17 protein-coding genes are annotated in these 17,885 nt (G+C 67.1%); 14 read left to right on the top strand and 3 right to left on the bottom strand.

What is annotated here, in order from left to right; genetic code table 11:
* Positions 1-26: 26 nt before the first annotated feature.
* A complete protein-coding gene (locus tag D7006_RS18125; protein WP_237354037.1) occupies positions 27-893 on the top strand; it encodes a hypothetical protein in 867 nt (288 codons plus the stop codon).
* Between the two features lie 15 nt (positions 894-908).
* On the opposite strand, the gene D7006_RS18120 is transcribed toward D7006_RS18125, so the two are convergent.
* Positions 909-1,490 (bottom strand): YqaA family protein, encoded by a 582-nt coding sequence (locus tag D7006_RS18120; protein WP_024280347.1) that lies wholly within the window; start codon positions 1,488-1,490, stop codon positions 909-911.
* Positions 1,491-1,973: 483 nt separating this feature from the next.
* Between D7006_RS18120 and D7006_RS25315 the strand changes: the two genes are divergently transcribed.
* Complete coding sequence (locus D7006_RS25315) at positions 1,974-2,108, top strand: hypothetical protein (protein WP_256444917.1); 135 nt, start codon at positions 1,974-1,976, stop codon at positions 2,106-2,108.
* A 191-nt stretch (positions 2,109-2,299) separates the two neighbouring features.
* On the opposite strand, the gene D7006_RS18115 is transcribed toward D7006_RS25315, so the two are convergent.
* Positions 2,300-3,340, bottom strand: coding sequence for a 2-dehydropantoate 2-reductase (locus D7006_RS18115; RefSeq protein ID WP_169123932.1), 1,041 nt, complete (start codon positions 3,338-3,340; stop codon positions 2,300-2,302).
* A gap of 207 nt (positions 3,341-3,547) precedes the next feature.
* Between D7006_RS18115 and D7006_RS18110 the strand changes: the two genes are divergently transcribed.
* On the top strand, positions 3,548-4,402 hold the full coding sequence (locus D7006_RS18110) for an IclR family transcriptional regulator (RefSeq protein WP_169123931.1): 855 nt from the start codon (positions 3,548-3,550) through the stop codon (positions 4,400-4,402).
* A 144-nt stretch (positions 4,403-4,546) separates the two neighbouring features.
* Here the strand turns inward: D7006_RS18110 and D7006_RS18105 are convergent, their stop codons facing one another.
* The gene (locus tag D7006_RS18105; protein WP_237354036.1) at positions 4,547-4,765 is read right to left on the bottom strand and encodes a hypothetical protein; all 219 of its coding nucleotides are present in this window, start codon (positions 4,763-4,765) and stop codon (positions 4,547-4,549) included.
* Here D7006_RS18105 and D7006_RS18100 point away from each other — a divergent pair.
* The 11 genes from D7006_RS18100 (at position 4,760) to D7006_RS18050 (ending at position 17,871) form a co-directional block, all read left to right on the top strand.
* Complete coding sequence (locus D7006_RS18100; protein WP_237354035.1) at positions 4,760-5,776, top strand: tripartite tricarboxylate transporter substrate binding protein; 1,017 nt, start codon at positions 4,760-4,762, stop codon at positions 5,774-5,776. The genes D7006_RS18105 and D7006_RS18100 overlap by 6 nt on opposite strands.
* Before the next feature lie 273 nt (positions 5,777-6,049).
* A complete protein-coding gene (locus tag D7006_RS18095) occupies positions 6,050-6,574 on the top strand; it encodes a tripartite tricarboxylate transporter TctB family protein (RefSeq protein ID WP_169123930.1) in 525 nt (174 codons plus the stop codon).
* Positions 6,575-6,835: 261 nt separating this feature from the next.
* Complete coding sequence (locus D7006_RS18090; protein ID WP_210257869.1) at positions 6,836-8,299, top strand: tripartite tricarboxylate transporter permease; 1,464 nt, start codon at positions 6,836-6,838, stop codon at positions 8,297-8,299.
* Positions 8,300-8,590: 291 nt separating this feature from the next.
* Positions 8,591-9,226 carry a GntR family transcriptional regulator gene (locus tag D7006_RS18085; protein ID WP_051679355.1) on the top strand — a complete coding sequence of 212 codons (636 nt, stop codon included), beginning with the start codon at positions 8,591-8,593 and terminating at the stop codon, positions 9,224-9,226.
* Positions 9,227-9,266: 40 nt separating this feature from the next.
* Positions 9,267-11,027, top strand: coding sequence for an oxalyl-CoA decarboxylase (gene oxc / locus D7006_RS18080; protein ID WP_237354034.1), 1,761 nt, complete (start codon positions 9,267-9,269; stop codon positions 11,025-11,027).
* Between the two features lie 144 nt (positions 11,028-11,171).
* Positions 11,172-12,449, top strand: coding sequence for a formyl-CoA transferase (gene frc / locus D7006_RS18075; protein WP_237354033.1), 1,278 nt, complete (start codon positions 11,172-11,174; stop codon positions 12,447-12,449).
* Between the two features lie 84 nt (positions 12,450-12,533).
* Complete coding sequence (locus D7006_RS18070; RefSeq protein ID WP_229645306.1) at positions 12,534-12,977, top strand: PAS domain S-box protein; 444 nt, start codon at positions 12,534-12,536, stop codon at positions 12,975-12,977.
* Between the two features lie 130 nt (positions 12,978-13,107).
* Positions 13,108-14,361, top strand: coding sequence for a formyl-CoA transferase (gene frc / locus D7006_RS18065; RefSeq protein WP_168459886.1), 1,254 nt, complete (start codon positions 13,108-13,110; stop codon positions 14,359-14,361).
* Positions 14,362-14,808: 447 nt separating this feature from the next.
* Positions 14,809-16,011, top strand: coding sequence for an ADP-forming succinate--CoA ligase subunit beta (gene sucC / locus D7006_RS18060; RefSeq protein WP_237354032.1), 1,203 nt, complete (start codon positions 14,809-14,811; stop codon positions 16,009-16,011).
* Complete coding sequence (gene sucD / locus D7006_RS18055; RefSeq protein WP_169123924.1) at positions 16,011-16,895, top strand: succinate--CoA ligase subunit alpha; 885 nt, start codon at positions 16,011-16,013, stop codon at positions 16,893-16,895. The genes sucC and sucD overlap by 1 nt, the downstream gene beginning before the upstream one ends.
* A gap of 202 nt (positions 16,896-17,097) precedes the next feature.
* The gene (locus D7006_RS18050; protein WP_237354031.1) at positions 17,098-17,871 is read left to right on the top strand and encodes a fumarylacetoacetate hydrolase family protein; all 774 of its coding nucleotides are present in this window, start codon (positions 17,098-17,100) and stop codon (positions 17,869-17,871) included.
* Positions 17,872-17,885 lie beyond the last annotated feature (14 nt).

The following is a 17,885-nucleotide window of genomic DNA, read 5'->3' as shown; positions in this document are numbered from 1 at the left end:
CACTTCTATCGATCCGGAGCAGCGCCGTGCCCCACACCGTCCCTCTTCCCGTCGGCTCCCGGCCGGTGCTGCGCGCGGCGGCCGTCTCTGCCCTTCTCCTCGGCAGCGCGCTGCCGGCTGCGGCGCAGGTGCTGATCTATGAGGGGCAGCCGGGCCTTGCGCCGCGCGGCTATCCGGTGCCGCCCGGCGCCTATCCCCCCGGCACCTATCCCAGCGGGGCGTATGGCGTGCCGCAGGCGCGCTATCCCGTGCTGCCGCCGGAGGAGATCCGCGGCATCGTCCAGAGCCTGGGCTACTGGAATATCGGCGCGCCCAAGCTCTCTGGCCGCTTCTATCTCATCGCCGCATCCGATCAGGAGGGGCGGGCGCTGCTGCGGGTGAATGCCTTTACCGGCCGCGTGGTCAGCGCGCGCACCATTCCCGGCGGACCCGCCGTGGCGGCGCCGGCTCCCGCGCCCCAGCGCCAGGCGCCGCCCGCGACGGCGCGTGCCGTTCCGCCGGCCCCGGCACCGTCCTATTCCGCCGCCCCGTCGCCTTCGATGGCCGGAACCCCGGCGCCGCTGCCGCCCCAGCGCCCGCCGGAGGCGACCCTGGCCGCCGTCACGCCCGCGCCTGCGGCCGTGGCCCCTGCCGCACCGGTCGTCCCCACGCCTGCGCCTGCTGCCGCACCGGCTCCCGCTGCTGCGACGCCTCCGGCCCAGCCGGCGCCCGGCGCCAGTGCGAATGCGCCGGCCGGGCAGACCGCCGCCCAGCAATCGGCCAATGCCGCGCCCTCCGCGACCCCGGCGAGCCCCGCCCAGCCGCAGAAGCGCAAGGCGGGCGCCGGCACGGCGACCACCGACAGCGCGTCGGCGGGCACCGCCTCGGTCCTGTCGCGTCCGAAAGGTCAGTAAGGAAGGCCGGCGGCCTCAGATGAAGTAGGCCGCCGCCACCAGTCCCAGCACCACCACCGCCAGCAGACCCAGCGTGACGAGGCCGAGCCGCTTCTCGATGAACTCGCGCGCCGACGGGCCGAAATAGTGCAGCAGCGCCGCCAGCAGGAAGAAGCGGGCGCCGCGGGTGATGACCGACAGCACGATGAACCAGAACAGGCTGTAGTTCGCAAAGCCCGAGGTGATGGTCACCAGCTTGAACGGGATCGGCGTGAGCCCCTTTAAGAGGATCACCCAGTGCCCGTAATGGGCATAGGCTGCGCGGAACTGGTCGACCTTCTGGCCGTAGCCGTAGAGGTCGATGAGGAACTTGCCCACGCTGTCATAGAGCAGCGCGCCGATGGCGTAGCCGACGAGGCCGCCCAGCACCGAGGCGATGGTGGCGATGAGGGCGTAGCGCCAGGCCTTGTCCGGCCGCGCCAGCGTCATGGGCACCTGGAGCACGTCCGGCGGGACCGGAAACACCGAGCTTTCCGCAAAGGCGACGAGGGCGAGGGCCCAGGGCGCCGACGGCTTCGACGAATACGCGATGATCCAGTCGTAGAGCTTGCGGAGCATGGGCGCCTTGCTGCGTCGCGAAAGGGTGCCCTCGCTTAGAGCCTCGAACGATCCGAGTAAAGCGCCGCGCGGACCTGCCGGCGCGGCCTTTCGCCAGCCCGCGGCGCGGCCTCCCGCCGGCCGGCGGGGCAGGGGCCTTACCCGGCTGCTCACGGCCCCGCTCACCTGCGTAAACCGCTGCTTTACCACCCCGGTTCACGCAGGGGCGCTGTGACTCGCAGGACACAGACACGTGACGCGGCGCGGTGTAAACCCGGTTTCGCTGCGGTCGAGTCGCGGGGGCGATACCCCGGTCGCAGTGCCGGCGGGGCAGGCCACGCCCCGGACGATTTCCGGGGAACACCCCGGTGCCGTTCAGTCTTTATGAACCGGTGCTGACACACTCATTCAGCTCCGGTGCCGCACGGGAAGCGTATTCGTGCTGCACCGCCGCAAGGGTGTCGTCGGCAACGGAAGCCGCGACGCAAGTTCCGAGGATCGAGGATGACCAAGCGAATCGCCGTGTTTGCCGCTCTCGTGCTGGGCTATGTGCTGACAGGCATGGCGCTGAACGCCAGCCAGCCGGCCGACGCCGCTTCCCCCGTCTCTCCTGCCGCCGCGCAGACCGAGAGCAACTGAACGCATCCCGATCAAGGCGCCCATCGGGGGCGCCTCCCGTCCGATGGGCGGGTGCAAGGTCGATGGCAGCGCGGTTTTCCTGAAGCGACACAGACATGAAAAAGGCCGGGCAAGCGCCCGGCCTTTTCATTTTCCATCACCCTGGTGCCGCATGCGATGACCGGGCGGGCCCGGCCATCGGGGGAGGGGGCTCAGTGCACGGCGGCCTTCTTCTGCGGCTCGAGATCGGCGGCGGTCAGCGGCGGGTTGGCGAGAATGCCGCCGAGGCCGGCCATGGCGGCGCGCTGGCGCACCAGAGCGAGCACCACGTCGAGGGTGGGGGTGGGCATGTCCAGCATCTGGCCCATTTCCTGGACGACGCTGACCAAAGGATCGATCTCCATGGGGCGGTCACGCTCCAGATCCTGCAGCATGGAGGTCTTGTGCGCGCCCACGGCGCCGGCGCCGTTGATGCGGCGTTCCACGTCCACGCGGAAGTTCACGCCGATACGCTCGGCGATGGCCTTCGCCTCCAGCATCATGGCCTTGGCCACGGCGCGGGTGCCGGGATCGGCGGCGATGAGGTCGAGGGTGGCGTGGGTGAGGGCGCTGATGGGGTTGAAGCAGAGGTTGCCCCACAGCTTCAGCCACAGCTCGTCGCGGATGTTGGTCATCACCGGCGCGCGCAGGCCGCCCTTCTCCATCATCTGGCTGAGGGCGGTGACGCGGGGCGTGATCTCGCCCGACGGCTCGCCGAGGGGGAACTTGTCGCCATAGATGTGCTGGATGACGCCCGGCGCCACCACCTCGGTCGCGGGATAGACGATGCAGCCGATGGCGCGCTCGGGGCGCAGCACTTCCCACTGCTTCGCGCCGGGATCGATGGTGGCGAGGGTCCGGTTCTCCAGCTGGCCGCCATTCTTGTAGAAATACCAGTAGGGCACGCCGTTCACGGCGGTGACGACGGAGGTGTCGTTGCCGAGGAGGGGGCGCATCTGCTCCACCACGCCGGGCACCGAATGTCCCTTGAGGGCGATGATGACGTAATCCTGCGGGCCGAGCTCGCGCGGGTCGTCGGTGGCGCGCACCTTGGCGACGCGCTCCTCGCCGTTGATCAGCAGCTTCACGCCATTGGTCTGCATGGCCTCCAGGTGGCCACCGCGGGCCACAAGGCTGACCTCGGCGCCGGCCTGGGCGAGCTGGACGCCCAGATAGCCGCCGATGGCTCCGGCACCGTAAATGCATACCTTCATGGCTGATCCTCCCTGCAGTGCGCGATCTATGTCGTATTATGTATACCAGATTAGCGGGCAGCCCCGCCGTTCGGCAAGTGACCGACACCATACTTATGGAAATTAATTCCGCAACGTGGAAAATTTGACGCAGGGGCAGCGCGCGGGGTGGACGGGGGCGAGGGGAACGATAGTTTGGTGGGCAACGAAGTGGGAGGAGAAAGCGGCATGCCGGACACCGAGGTTGCACCGCGGCGCAGGGGACGGCCGGCCTCCGGCACGTCGTCGGAGGGCGGGGCCGAGGTCCAGTCGCTGGACCGCGCCATCGCCCTGCTGCGCGTGGTCGCCGACCAGGACGGCATGGCGCTGGCCGAAATCGCCCGGCGCGCCGAGCTGCCCGTCTCCACGGTGCACCGCCTGCTGACGACGCTGGAGAAGCGCCAGCTGGTCAATCACGACCTCTCCACCGGCCTATGGACGGTGGGCCTCGGCCTGTTCCGCATCGGCTCGGCCTATCTGCGCATCCGCAAGCTGCCCGATATCGGCCGCCCGGTGATTCGCCGTCTCCTCCACGAGACAGACGAGACCGTGAACCTCGCCATGTTCGATGCCATGGAGCTGGTGGTGGTGGCGCAGGCGGAGGCCCATGCCCCCGTGCGCGCCTTCTTCCGCCTGGGCGCGCGGCTGCCGCTGCATGCCACCGCCGCCGGCAAGGCGGTGCTCGCCGCCGCGAGCCCCTCCTTCCGCGGCGCCTGTCTCGCCCAGATCCGCTACGAGCCCTTCACCACCGCCACCCGCCGCGAGGAGCGGGCGTTGATGGACGACGTGGCCGAAATCCTGGAGCGCGGCTTCGCCGTGGACCGGGAGGAGCACGCCCCCGGCATGCGCGCGGTCGCGGCCGCCATCCTCAACGAATGGCGCGATCCCATCGGTGCGGTTTCGGTGTCCGGGCCGGCGGTGCGCATGAGCGAGGATCGCATCCAGCGCCTCGGCCGGCGCGTGGTGGCGGCGGCGGAGCAGATGACGCGCCTGTATTCAGGTGCCGATGAAAACCTGCCGCAGGACTACGCCGCCTTCCGTTGAGGCGGCCCTCCGTAGCTGGAATACAGTATTCCAAAGTTGTGGCATACAACGTACCTAATTCCGAATTGAAAATTCCAATTGACACCCCTCCCTTGGTCTATACTCTTGCCAAGCCGCCGTAACGGCAACGGTGGGAACGCCAACTCAATTGCCGGCATAAATCGCGTATTGGTGAAAATGCGCGATGTCAAAACAGGCTGAAGTCCCGTTTTCGTCTGCTCCATAGAGGCTAAGCCCAGGGGTTCGACGAACATTGATGTTATCGGGAACTTGCCCGGCGCAGCAGGCGCCGGTTGAAACAAGCTCTGGAATTGCGATCCGCACCAAAAAGAACGCGGACGTGGGGAGGAAAATCAGATGCATTCGGCAATCGCCAAGATCGTCAGGAGAGGTGTGGCTGCAATCGCGGTCACGGCGGCTCTCGCGCCGGCCATGGCCCATGCGGCCTGGGAGCCGACGAAGACCGTGGAGTTCATCGTCCCCGCCGGCACCGGCGGCGGCGCCGACCAGATGGCGCGGATGATCCAGGGTATCGTCCAGAAGAACAGCCTGATGAGCCAGCCGCTGGTGGTCATCAACAAGTCGGGTGGCGCCGGCGCCGAGGGCTTCCTCGACGTGAAGGGCTCCAACCGGAACCCCCACAAGATCATCATCTCGCTCTCGAATCTCTTTACCACTCCGCTCGCCACCGGCGTGCCCTTCTCCTGGAAGGACATGACCCCGGTTTCCATGCTGGCGCTCGACGAATTCGTCCTGTGGGTGAACGCCAAGGCCCCCTACAATGATGTGAAGGGCTTCCTGGACGCGCTCAAGGCGGCCTCCGGCGACCAGATTTTCAAGATGGGCGGCACCGGCTCCAAGCAGGAAGACCAGATCATCACTGCCGCGATCGAGCAGAAGACCGGCGCCAAGTTCATCTACGTGCCGTACAAGGGCGGCGGCGATGTCGCGGCCCAGCTGGTGGGCGGTCATGTGACCGCCTCGGTCAACAACCCCATCGAGGCGGTGTCCCAGTGGCGCGCGGGCGAGCTGAAGCCGCTCTGCGTGTTCGACTACCAGCGGCTGCCCTACAAGGAGCCCATCGCAAACGGCAAGTCCTGGGCCGACATCCCGACCTGCAAGGAATCCGGCCTCGACATCGAATATCTGATGTTGCGTGGCATCCTCATGCCGCCGAATGCCACCAAGGATCAGGTCGATTACTTCGTCGAGCTGTTCAAGAAGGTCCGCGCCACGCCCGAGTGGCAGGAATTCATGCAGAAGGGTGCCTTCAACACGACGGCCCTGAGCGGTCCGGAATACGCGGCCTGGCTCACCAAGGCCGAGGCCACGCACAAGGACCTCATGGAGAAGGCGGGCTTCGTCGCCAAGTAACTTGGCGAAGTAGGCGACGAGGTTCGCGGCGCCCGTGCCGCGGCGGCCGCTAGGCCGCCGACATGGAAAGGGCAGGGGACGGCAGAGGCTTCGCCGCGCGACGGCGGGGCCGAGCCGGCCGCCGACCCCGTGCGCCGATCTGGGAAGCCCAACCGGGACGCCGCGCGGAACATGACCGCCGTGTGCCCCGGCCGTGACCGGCCCCGTATTGAAGCCCCGCAGGATGCCTGAGAAGGATGCCTGACCGGCGGGGCGCTTCAAGGATCTGATCCCATGAGCACCGAAAGCGGGCATTCCGCCCCCACCGCGCACAATGAGAAGACCGTCACCAACCGCACCATGGACGCGGCGGTGGCGGTGCTGTTCATGGCCCTCGCGGCCGTCGTCATGTCCGACAGCTGGCGCGTTGGCGCGAGCTGGGCGTCGGACGGCCCGCAGGCCGGCTACTTCCCCTTCTATGTCGGCCTCATCATGTTCATCGCCTCCACCGTCACCCTGGTGACGGCGCTGGTGAGCCGCCATCCCGACCTTGGAAACTTCGTCGATCGCTCGCAGCTCGTCTCGGTGATGCAGGTGTTGATCCCGACGACAGTCTATGTGGGCCTGATCTTCCTCGTCGGAATCTATCTCGCTTCGGCGGTGTTCATCGCCTTCTTCATGTGGTGGCTCGGCAAATACCCGGTGGCGAAGATCATCCCCGTCGCCGTGGGCGTGCCGCTCGCCCTCTTCGTCATGTTCGAGATCTGGTTCCTCGTGCCGCTGCCCAAGGGCCCGCTCGAGACCGCGCTCGGCTACTGACCGCCGGCGCCCTGCGCCGCGGTCCCGCCCGCGCGCCCCGCCACCGGGGCCGCGGGAGGCGAAAGACGATCTCCGCCCGGCTCGACCCGGCGGACCAGGGGCGATGCGACGCCCATCCATCGATTCGAGACCATCGACGCACAACAGGCAACGCGCCCGACCCCGCGCGAGCCGCCACAGAAGCGGCCGGGGGGCGCAACGGAGGACCCCGTGGAAGCGCTCACGTCACTCATCGGAGGGTTCGGTGTCCTCGCCGACCCCATGAACATCATCTACATGTTCGTCGGCATCGCGCTCGGCGTCCTCATCGGCGTGCTGCCGGGGCTGGGCGGGGCCAACGGCGTCGCCATCCTCCTGCCGCTCACCTTCTCCATGACGCCGGTGTCGGCGATCATCATGCTCTCCTCCATCTATTGGGGAGCCCTGTTCGGCGGCGCCATCACCTCCATCCTGTTCAACATTCCCGGCGAGCCCTGGAGCGTGGCCACAACCTTCGACGGGCACCCCATGGCCCAGAAGGGGAAAGCCGGCGAGGCGCTGACGGGGGCCTTCACCGGCTCCTTCATCGGTGCCTTCTTCGCCGTGCTGCTCATCACCTTCCTCGCCCCGGTCATCGCCAAGTTCGCGCTGCAGTTCGGGCCGGCGGAGTTCTTCGCGGTCTACCTCCTCACCTTCTGCGCCTTCGTCGGCATGGGACGCGAGCCGGCGGCCAAGGTGATCTCGGCCATGATGCTCGGCTTCGCCCTCGCGGCGGTGGGCATCGACACGGTGACGGGCCAGCTGCGCATGACCTTCGGCTCGGTGGAGCTGCTGCGCGGCTTCGACTTCCTTGTGGCGGTCATCGGCCTGTTCGGCGTCGGCGAAATCCTGCTGACCATGGAGGAAGGCCTCGCCTTCAAGGGCAAGAGCGCCGCCATCAACGCCAAGGTGGTGTGGGAGACCTGGAAGAAGCTGCCGAAATACTGGGTCGGCTGCCTGCGCTCGGCCATCGTCGGCTGCTGGATGGGCGTGACCCCCGGCGGCGCCACGCCCGCCTCCTTCATGAGCTACGGCCTCGCCAAGAAGTTCTCCAAGAATGGAAACAACTTCGGCAAGGGCGAGCTGGAGGGCGTGGTGATGCCGGAAGTGGCGGCCCACGCGGCCGGCACCTCGGCGCTCCTGCCCATGCTCACCCTCGGCATCCCCGGCTCGCCCACGGCGGCGGTGCTGCTCGGCGGCCTCCTCATCTGGGGTCTCCAGCCCGGCCCGCTGCTGTTCGTGGAGCAGAAGGACTTCGTGTGGGGCCTCATCGCCTCGATCTATCTCGGCAACATCGCCGGCCTGATCGTGGTGCTGACCACCGTTCCGATCTTCGCGGCCATCCTGCGCATCCCGTTCAGCGTGATCGCGCCGGTCATCCTCGTGATCTGCGCGGTGGGCGCCTACACGGTGCACAATGCCGGGCTCGACATCGCGGTCATGCTGGTCTTCGGCGTCATCGGCTACCTGTTCAAGAAGCTCCAGTATCCGCTGGCGCCGCTGGTGCTGGCCCTGGTGCTCGGCGACATGGCCGAATCGTCCTTCCGGCAGGCCATGCTGGTCTCGCAGGGCCACCTCTCCATCTTCTGGTCCAACCCGCTGGTGGGCTCCATCGTCACCCTGGCGCTGGTGATGCTGGTGTGGCCGCTGGTGTCGAAGGTGATGGCCCGGCTGAACGGGCACAAGGAGCCGGCGGCAGCCGAGTAAGGCTCAAGGCGACGGGCGGGAGCACATGCTTCCGCCCGTACCGTTTCACCCGTCCTGACCTTGGGTCGTGCTGCAGCGCGCAACCGATTTCCGGCAAGATGGGATTGATACGGAGTTCTGAACACCGTATACAGTATTTCACGGATGAGGAACGCCTCGACAGAAGGCGGCCGCTTCCAGGGAGAGGAAGTCCAGGTCGTGCAGACGCCCGTGCATCAGACGCCCGCGCTTGAGGTCGTTGATCCTCCGAAGCTCAAGGTAGAGCCTCTGGAGGCCGCGTCCAGCCTGCGCATGCTGGCCTACGAGGCCCTGAAGCGCGCCATCACGCAGATGGATATCTACGGCTCGACCACCGAATTCCGTCTCGACGAGCGCCAGCTCTCCGAGACGCTGGGTGTCTCGCGGACCCCGATCCGCGAGGCCATGACCGTTCTGGAACAGGAGGGCTTCGTGCGCTCCGTTCCGCGCCGCGGCATCTTCGTGGTGCGCAAGACCAAGCGCGAGATCCTCGACCTCATCGTGGTCTGGGCGGCGCTAGAGGCGATGGCGGCGCGCCTGGCCGCGACCCACGCCTCCGACAGCGAGATTGCGGGCCTGCGCCGGCTGTTCCACGAGTTCGAGGCGCAGCCCCTCGCCAGCCACATGAACGAGTATTCGGAGGCGAACATCGCCTTCCATCAGGCGGTGATCCGCATGGGCGGGTGCCGGCTGATCGTGGACATGACGGAGAACCTGTTCCTGCACATGCGCGCCATCCGCGCAGTCTCGGTGCGGCAGGAGAACCGGCACGAAATCTCCATGCGGGAACACATGGCGATCATCGATGCGCTCGAGACCCGAGACCCAGATCTCGCCGAGCGCCTGGTGCGGGAACACACCATGGGCCTTGCGGCTCATGTGGAACGGCACGGCGTCTTCCCCGAATAGGCCGGTCACAGGCCACGGAACGACGCCCTAGGAGATCCTCATGGCTACGGCGGAAAAGTCCAAGATCGAAGACAACGTGGTGCACATCGACCCGGCCGCCGAGGCCGAGCGTGAGCTCACCGACGGCTTCCACCTCGTCATCGATGCCCTGAAGCTGAACGGCATCGAGACGATCTACGGCGTGCCCGGCATCCCGATCACCGATCTCGGCCGCATGTGCCAGGCCGAGGGCATCCGTGTCATTTCCTTCCGTCACGAGCAGAATGCCGGCAACGCGGCGGCGATTGCGGGCTTCCTCACCAAGAAGCCCGGCATCTGCCTCACCGTGTCGGCCCCCGGCTTCCTCAACGGCCTGACGGCGCTGGCGAACGCCACCACCAACTGCTTCCCGATGATCCTCATCTCGGGCTCCTCCGAGCGGGAGATCGTCGACCTGCAGCAGGGCGACTATGAGGAGATGGATCAGCTGGCCATCGCCAAGCCCCTCTGCAAGGCGGCCTTCCGCGTGCTGCACGCCGCCGACATCGGCATCGGCGTCGCCCGCGCCATCCGCGCGGCGGTGTCGGGCCGTCCTGGCGGCGTCTATCTCGACCTGCCGGCGAAGCTGTTCGGCCAGGTGATGGATGCCGAGGCGGGCGCCAAGTCCCTCGTCAAGGTGATCGATCCCGCCCCGGCGCAGATCCCGGCCCCGGCCGCGGTGGACCGCGCCATCGAGCTGCTTAAGGGCGCCGAGCGTCCCCTCGTCATCCTCGGCAAGGGCGCGGCCTACGCGCAGGCCGACGACGAGATCCGCGCCTTCATCGAGAAGAGCGGCATCCCCTTCCTGCCCATGTCCATGGCCAAGGGCCTGCTGCCGGACACCCATCCCCAGTCGGCGGGCGCCGCGCGCTCCACCGCGCTCAAGGATGCCGACGTGGTGCTGCTGGTGGGCGCCCGCCTCAACTGGCTGCTCTCCCATGGCAAGGGCAAGACCTGGGGCGATGCCCCGAAGAAGTTCATCCAGGTGGACATCGAGCCCAAGGAGATGGACTCCAACGTCGAGATCGCGGCCCCGCTCGTCGGCGACATCGGCTCGGTGATCGCGGCGCTCAACGCCCGCCTCGACGGCTCCTGGAAGACCCCCCCGGCCCAGTGGACCGAGTCCATCCGCACCAAGAAGGAAGCCAACATCGCCAAGATGGCGCCGAAGCTTCTGAAGAACTCGGTGCCCATGGACTTCCACTCGGCCCTCGGCGCGCTGAAGAACGTCATCAAGGAGCGTCCCGACGCGCTGCTGGTGAACGAGGGCGCCAACACCCTCGACCTCGCCCGCGGCATCATCGACATGTACGAGCCGCGCAAGCGCCTCGACGTGGGCACCTGGGGCGTGATGGGCATCGGCATGGGCTTCGCCATCGCGGCGGCGGTGGAGACCGGCAAGAAGGTTCTCGCGGTGGAAGGCGACAGCGCCTTCGGCTTCTCCGGCATGGAGGTGGAGACCATCTGCCGCTACAACCTGCCGGTCACCATCGTGATCTTCAACAACAACGGCATCTATCGCGGCACCGACACCGATCCCACCGGGCGTGATCCCGGCACCACGGTGTTCGTCCCCGGCTCGCGCTACGACAAGATGATGGAAGCCTTCGGCGGCGTGGGCGTGAACGTCACGTCCCCCGACGAGCTCTATCGCGCGGTCAGCGCCGCCATGGATAGCGGCAAGCCCACCCTCATCAACGCGGAAATCGACCCGGCCGCCGGCTCCGAGAGCGGCAACATCGGCTCGCTGAACCCGCAGAGCGTGGTCAAGAAAAAGAAGTGAGCGGCGCCCCGGAGCAAGTCATCCGGCGCCACTCATGATGCAAGGCTGGTAGGCGGGGCCTCAGGTCCCGCCACCCAACCCGACGATACCAAAACAATAAAAGTAAAACCGGGAACGAAAACAGAGCGGAATTGTGAGGATACGATGGGCAAGGCACTAGAGGGGGTCCGCATCCTGGACTTCACCCACGTTCAGTCCGGACCGAGCTGCACCCAGCTGCTCGCCTGGTTCGGCGCGGACGTCATAAAGGTGGAGCGTCCCGGCGAGGGCGACGTGACGCGCGGCCAGCTCCGCGACGTGGACGGCGCCGACAGCCTCTATTTCACCATGCTCAACTCGAACAAGAGGTCGATCACCCTCGACACCAAGAATCCCGAGGGCAAGGCCATCCTCGAGCAGCTGGTGCGCCAGTGCGACGTGCTGGTCGAGAATTTCGCCCCCGGCGCGCTCGACCGCATGGGCCTCACCTGGGAGCGCCTCTCCACCATCAATCCGCGCCTCATCCTCGCCTCCGTGAAGGGCTTCGGCCCCGGCCCGTTCGAGGATTGCAAGGTGTATGAGAACGTCGCCCAGTGCGCGGGCGGCGCCGCCTCCACCACCGGCTTCCGCGACAGCCTGCCCATGGTCAGCGCCGCGCAGATCGGCGACTCGGGCACCGGCCTCCATCTCGCCCTCGGCATCGTCACCGCGCTGTTCCAGCGCGAGCACACAGGCCGCGGCCAGCGCGTGATGTGCGCCATGCAGGACGCGGTGCTGAACCTCTGCCGCGTGAAGCTGCGCGACCAGCAGCGCCTCGCCAACGGCCCGCTCAAGGAATACAGCCAGTTCGGGGAGGGCGTGCCCTTCGGCGAAACCGTGCCCCGCGCCGGCAACGATTCCGGCGGCGGCCAGCCCGGGCGCATCCTGCGCTGCAAGGGCTGGGAGCACGATCCCAACGCCTACATCTACTTCATCACTCAGGCTCCGGTCTGGGAGAAGATCTGCGACGTCATCCACGAGCCCGAGTGGAAGACCGACCCGAATTACGCGACGCCGGCCGCGCGCCTGCCGCACCTCAACGAGATCTTCACGCGCATCGAAGCGTGGACCATGGCCCACACCAAGTTCGAGGCCATGGAGATCCTCAACAAGTACGACATCCCCTGCGGTCCCATCCTCTCCATGAAGGAGATCGCCGAGGACCAGTCGCTCTATGCCACCGGCACGCTGGTGGAGGTGGAGCACCCGATGCGCGGCACGTACCTGACCGTCGGCAACCCCATCAAGCTCTCGGACAACCAGGTCGAGGTGGAGCGCTCGCCGCTGCTCGGGGAGCACACCGAAGAGGTGCTCGCCGGCGTGCTCGGCCTCGCCCCCGACCGCATCGACGCTTTGCGCGCCTCCGGCGCCATCGGCACCCCCCGCCGCATGGCGGCGGAATAGGACACGCCTCGGGGCGGCGGTCCTTCAAGGGGCCGCCCCATCGCCGGCGACGGCGGGAGGTGAAAGGTTCGAAAGGAAGACGTGATGAGTACGGCCCTCGATCTTGCTCAGCTGATGGATGCCGTGGCGGACGCCATCGTGGTCTGCGACAAGGCCGGTGACATCGCGCTCTGGAATCCGGCCGCCGAACGCATGTTCGGCTTCACGCCCGACGAAGCCATGGGGCAGTCGCTCGACATCATCATCCCGGAGCGCCAGCGCCAGCGGCACTGGGACGGCTACAACGAAACCATGCGCACCGGCGTCACCCGCTACGGGACGACGCTGCTGCGCGTGCCGGCCATCCACAAGGACGGCCATGCCTTGTCCATCGCCTTCACCGTCGCCCTCCTCACCTCCCCGGCGGGCGAGCCGACGCACATCGTCTCGGTCATCCGGGACGAGACGGCGCGATGGAAGGAGGAGCGCGACCTTCGCAAGCGCCTCGCGGACGCCGAGACGCAGATGAAGGCGGCATCCCAAGCATAACAGACCGGGCAAACCGGCGGGTGAAGCCGGCGGCGGCCCCGTGCCGTGACGCCGGAAGGTTTCGGGACTGCGGATGCCTCGCGTGACGCCGTCCCGCTGTCGAAGACCAGTTTTTGAAAAGGGAACGCAAATGACCAGCAAGCCGTTGGAAGGCATCAAGATCATCGACTTCACGCACGTTCAGGCCGGCCCCGCCTGCACGCAGCTCCTCGCCTGGTTCGGCGCGGACGTCATCAAGGTGGAGCGTCCCGGCTCGGGCGACGTGACCCGCAACCAGCTGCGCGACATCTCCAATGCCGACGCGCTGTACTTCACCATGCTGAACTCCAACAAGCGCTCCCTGACCCTGGACACCAAGACCCAGGAAGGCAAGGAAGTGCTGACGAAGCTCATCAAGGAGAGCGACGTCCTCGTGGAGAACTTCGCTCCCGGCGCGCTCGACCGCATGGGCTTCACCTGGGAGCACATCAACGAGCTCAACCCGGGCATGATCGTCGCCTCAGTGAAGGGCTTCTCCGACGGCCACCACTACGAAGACCTGAAGGTCTACGAGAACGTGGCGCAGTGCGCCGGCGGCGCGGCCTCCACCACCGGCTTCTGGGACGGTCCCCCCACCGTCTCCGCCGCCGCGCTCGGTGATAGCAACACCGGCATGCACCTCGCCATTGGCATCCTCACCGCGCTGCACGCCCGCAACAAGACCGGCAAGGGCCAGAAGGTCGCCGTGTCCATGCAGGATGCGGTCATCAACCTCTGCCGCGTGAAGCTGCGCGACCAGCAGCGTCTCGACCGCGTGGGCTACCTCGAGGAATACCCGCAGTACCCGCACGGCACGTTCTCGGACGTGGTTCCGCGCGGCGGCAATGCGGGCGGCGGCGGCCAGCCCGGCTGGGTGCTGAAGTGCAAGGGCTGGGAGACCGATCCCAACGCCTACATCTACTTCACCGTGCAGGAGCAGGCCTGGGGCAAGGTGGCGGAAGCCATCGGCAAGCCCGAGTGGATCAACGATCCGGCCTACAACACCGCCCGCGCCCGCCAGGACAAGATCTTCGACATCTTCGCGGTGATCGAGGCGTGGCTCGCCGACAAGACCAAGTTCGAGGCGGTCGACATCCTGCGCAAGTTCGACATCCCCTGCGCCCCGGTGCTCACCATGAAGGAGATCGCCGAGGACAAGTCCCTGCGCGAGAGCGGCACCATCGTGGAAGTCGATCACAAGCAGCGCGGCAAGTATCTGACCGTGGGCAGCCCGATCAAGTTCTCGGACATGTCCGTCGAGGTCACCGGCTCCCCGCTGCTCGGCGAGCACACCGACGAGGTGCTGGCGGAGCTCGGCTATTCGCCGGAGCAGATCAAGTCCATGCACGAAGGTCGCGTGGTCTGATTTGAGCCTTGCGGCGGGGCGATGCGTCCCGCCGCTTTCTCTTGCGTCATCGCCCGGCTTGTCCGGGCGATCCACCGTCCCGCTCATCGGGTGCCCGGTCTTGAAGCACCGGGATGCGGATAAGTGGATGCCCCGGACGAGCCGGGGCATGACGATCCGCCCGACACCGTGTACTCCTTCCGGCCTTGCCCGATGCGCTGAGCGCTCCGGCCGCCGGCTCCACGCCGCCCCTGAGGGGAGAGGCGATGTTTCGTCCGCAAGGGCGGTCCGCAAAATTCACCTCGCCGAGCGCGTCACGCCTCGTGCTTCCACTGGCGCCCCACTGGCGTCGTGTCGCACTGGAGCGTGCGCGCGATTGGGTGCAGACTGCGACTTTCGTCGCAATGTGCAGCCAAAGCGCACCTTGAGCCGCGGCAAACGCGGCCCTCGACGAGGGAGGAAACCCCGATGAACATTCACGAATACCAGGCCAAGGCCATCCTCCGCGATTTCGGCGTGCCGGTCTCCCGCGGCTTTCCCGCCTTCACCCCCGAAGAGGCCGAGGCCGCGGCCGGCAAGCTCGGCGGCATCGCCTTCGTGGTGAAGGCGCAGATTCACGCCGGCGGACGCGGCAAGGGCAAGTTCAAGGAGCTGCAAGAGGGCGCCAAGGGTGGCGTCCGCGTGGTGAAGACCGCCGCCGACGTGAAGGCCAATGCTGCCGAAATGCTCGGCAATACGCTCGTGACGCTGCAGACCGGCGCGGACGGCAAGCAGGTGAACCGCCTTTACATCGAGGAAGGCGCGCTCATCGACAAGGAATTCTATCTCTCCATGCTGGTGGACCGCGCGACCTCGCGCGTCGCCTTCGTGGTCTCCACCGAAGGCGGCATGGACATCGAGGAGGTGGCGCATGCCACGCCTGAGAAGATCCACACCTTCTCCGTGGACCCGGCCACCGGCGTGCAGCCCCTGCACGGCCGCAAGGTGGCGCAGGCGCTCGGTCTCACCGGCGATCTCGCCAAGCAGGCCGGCGCGCTCACCACCAACCTCTACAAGGCCTTCACCGAGAAGGACATGAGCCTTCTGGAGATCAACCCGCTGGTGGTGACGAAGGACTCCCGCCTCGTCTGCCTCGACGCCAAGGTGGGCTTTGATTCCAACGCCATCTTCCGCCACTCGGACGTGGCCCAGCTGCGCGACGAGAGCGAAGAGGACTTCAAGGAGATCGAGGCCTCGCGCTACGACCTCTCCTATATCGCGCTCGATGGCACCATCGGCTGCATGGTCAATGGCGCGGGCCTTGCCATGGCGACCATGGACATCATCAAGCTCTACGGCATGGAGCCGGCCAACTTCCTCGACGTGGGCGGTGGCGCCACCAAGGAGAAGGTGACGGCGGCCTTCAAGATCATCACCGCCGATTCGAATGTCGAGGGCATCCTCGTGAACATCTTCGGTGGCATCATGCGCTGCGACGTGATCGCCGAGGGCGTCATCGCCGCCGTGCGGCAGGTCGGCCTGAAGGTGCCGCTGGTGGTGCGCCTCGCCGGCACGAATGTGGACGAGGGCAAGAAGATCATCCGGGAATCGGGGCTCAACGTGATCCCCGCCGATGATCTCGACGATGCGGCGCAGAAGATCGTCGCGGCCGTGAAGAAGGAAGCTGCGTGATGTCCGTGCTGATCGACGCCAACACCCGGGTCATCACCCAGGGCTTCACCGGAAAGAACGGCACGTTCCACGCCGAGCAGGCGATCATGTACGGAACGAAGATGGTGGGCGGCACCTCCCCCGGAAAGGGCGGCTCGGTGCATCTCGGCCTGCCGGTGTTTGACACCGTGCTGGAAGCCAAGGAAGCCACCGGCGCCGACGCCTCGGTGATCTACGTGCCGCCGGCCGGCGCGGCCGACGCCATCCTGGAAGCCATCGACGCGGAAATCCCGCTCATCGTCTGCATCACCGAGGGCATTCCCGTGCTCGACATGGTGAAGGTGAAGCGCGCCCTCTCGGGCTCGAAGAGCCGCCTGGTGGGGCCGAACTGCCCGGGCATCGTGACGGCGGGGCAGGCCAAGATCGGCATCATGCCCGCCAACATCTTCAAGACCGGCTCGGTGGGCGTGGTCTCGCGCTCCGGCACGCTGACCTATGAGGCGGTGTTCCAGACCTCGCAGGAAGGCCTCGGCCAGACCTCGGCGGTGGGCATCGGCGGCGATCCGGTGAAGGGCACGGAGTTCATCGACGTCCTTGAGATGTTCCTGGCCGATCCCAAGACCCAGTCCATCATCATGATCGGCGAGATCGGCGGCTCGGCCGAGGAGGATGCGGCGCAGTTCATCGCCGACGAGGCGAAGAAGGGCCGCAAGAAGCCGATGGTGGGCTTCATCGCCGGCCGCACGGCCCCTCCCGGCCGTCGCATGGGCCATGCCGGCGCCATCATCTCCGGCGGCAAGGGCGGCGCCGAGGACAAGATCGCGGCCATGGAGGCGGCGGGCATCCGCGTATCGCCCTCGCCGGCCCGCCTCGGCAAGACCCTCGTCGAGGTCCTGAAGGGCTGAGGACAGGAGCGTTTCCGCGCCTGACCTCGCGAAATGACGCCGTCATCCCCCGGCTTGTCCGGGGGATCCACCCTGCCGCGCGCAGGGTGCCGGATTGCCCGCACCGCTTTCGCGGCGCCGTGTCATGCCCCGGACAAGCCGGGGCATGACACGGAGAGGAGGCAAAGGGCGGTTCCCAAAACAATCACCAGAGGAAACACCCATGACCACCTGGCTGCGCTTCGCCGCCGACGGAAAGATCGGCTTCGGCACGCTTGAGGGCGACACCATCGCCGTGCACGAGGGCTGCATGTTCGCGGGCGCGACCGCGACTGGCGCGACGCTGAAGCTCGCCGACGTGGCGCTGGAGGCGCCCTGCGCCCCCTCCAAGATCGTCGCCTTGTGGAACAACTTCCATGAGCTGGCGGCCAAGCTGAAGGTCGCAGAGCCCGCCGAGCCGCTCTACCTGCTGAAGGCCACCACCTCCGTCTCCGCGCCCGGCTCGGTCGTGCGCCGGCCGGCTTCCTATGAGGGCAAGACGGTCTATGAGGGCGAGCTGGGCATCGTCATCGGCAAGACGCTGACCAACGTTTCCGAGGCGGAAGCCGCCGCCGGCATCTTCGGCTACACGGTGGTCAACGACATCACCGCCGCCGACATCCTCAACCGCGACCCGACCTTCCCCCAGTGGGCGCGGGCCAAGGGCATCGACGGCTACGGCCCGTTCGGCCCGTGGATCGTGACGGATTTCGACCCCGCCGCGGCGCGCGTGCGCACCATCCTCAACGGGCAGGAGCGGCAGAACTATCCGCTCGCCGACATGATCTTCCCGCCGGCGCAACTCGTCTCGCTGCTGTCGAAGGACATGACGCTGAACCCCGGCGACCTCATCGCCTGCGGCACCTCGGTGGGGGTCGGCACCATGAAGGAGCCGACCAACGCCATCGAGATCGAGATCGCCGGCATCGGCACGCTGGTGAATACGTTCGTTCAGTGAACGAAGGTCAGGGC

The sequence above is a fragment of the Xanthobacter sp. YC-JY1 genome (assembly GCF_021730305.1).
GTDB classification, from domain to species: Bacteria; Pseudomonadota; Alphaproteobacteria; order Rhizobiales; family Xanthobacteraceae; genus Xanthobacter; species Xanthobacter flavus.
This window is presented reverse-complemented; position numbering and strand designations above follow the sequence as displayed.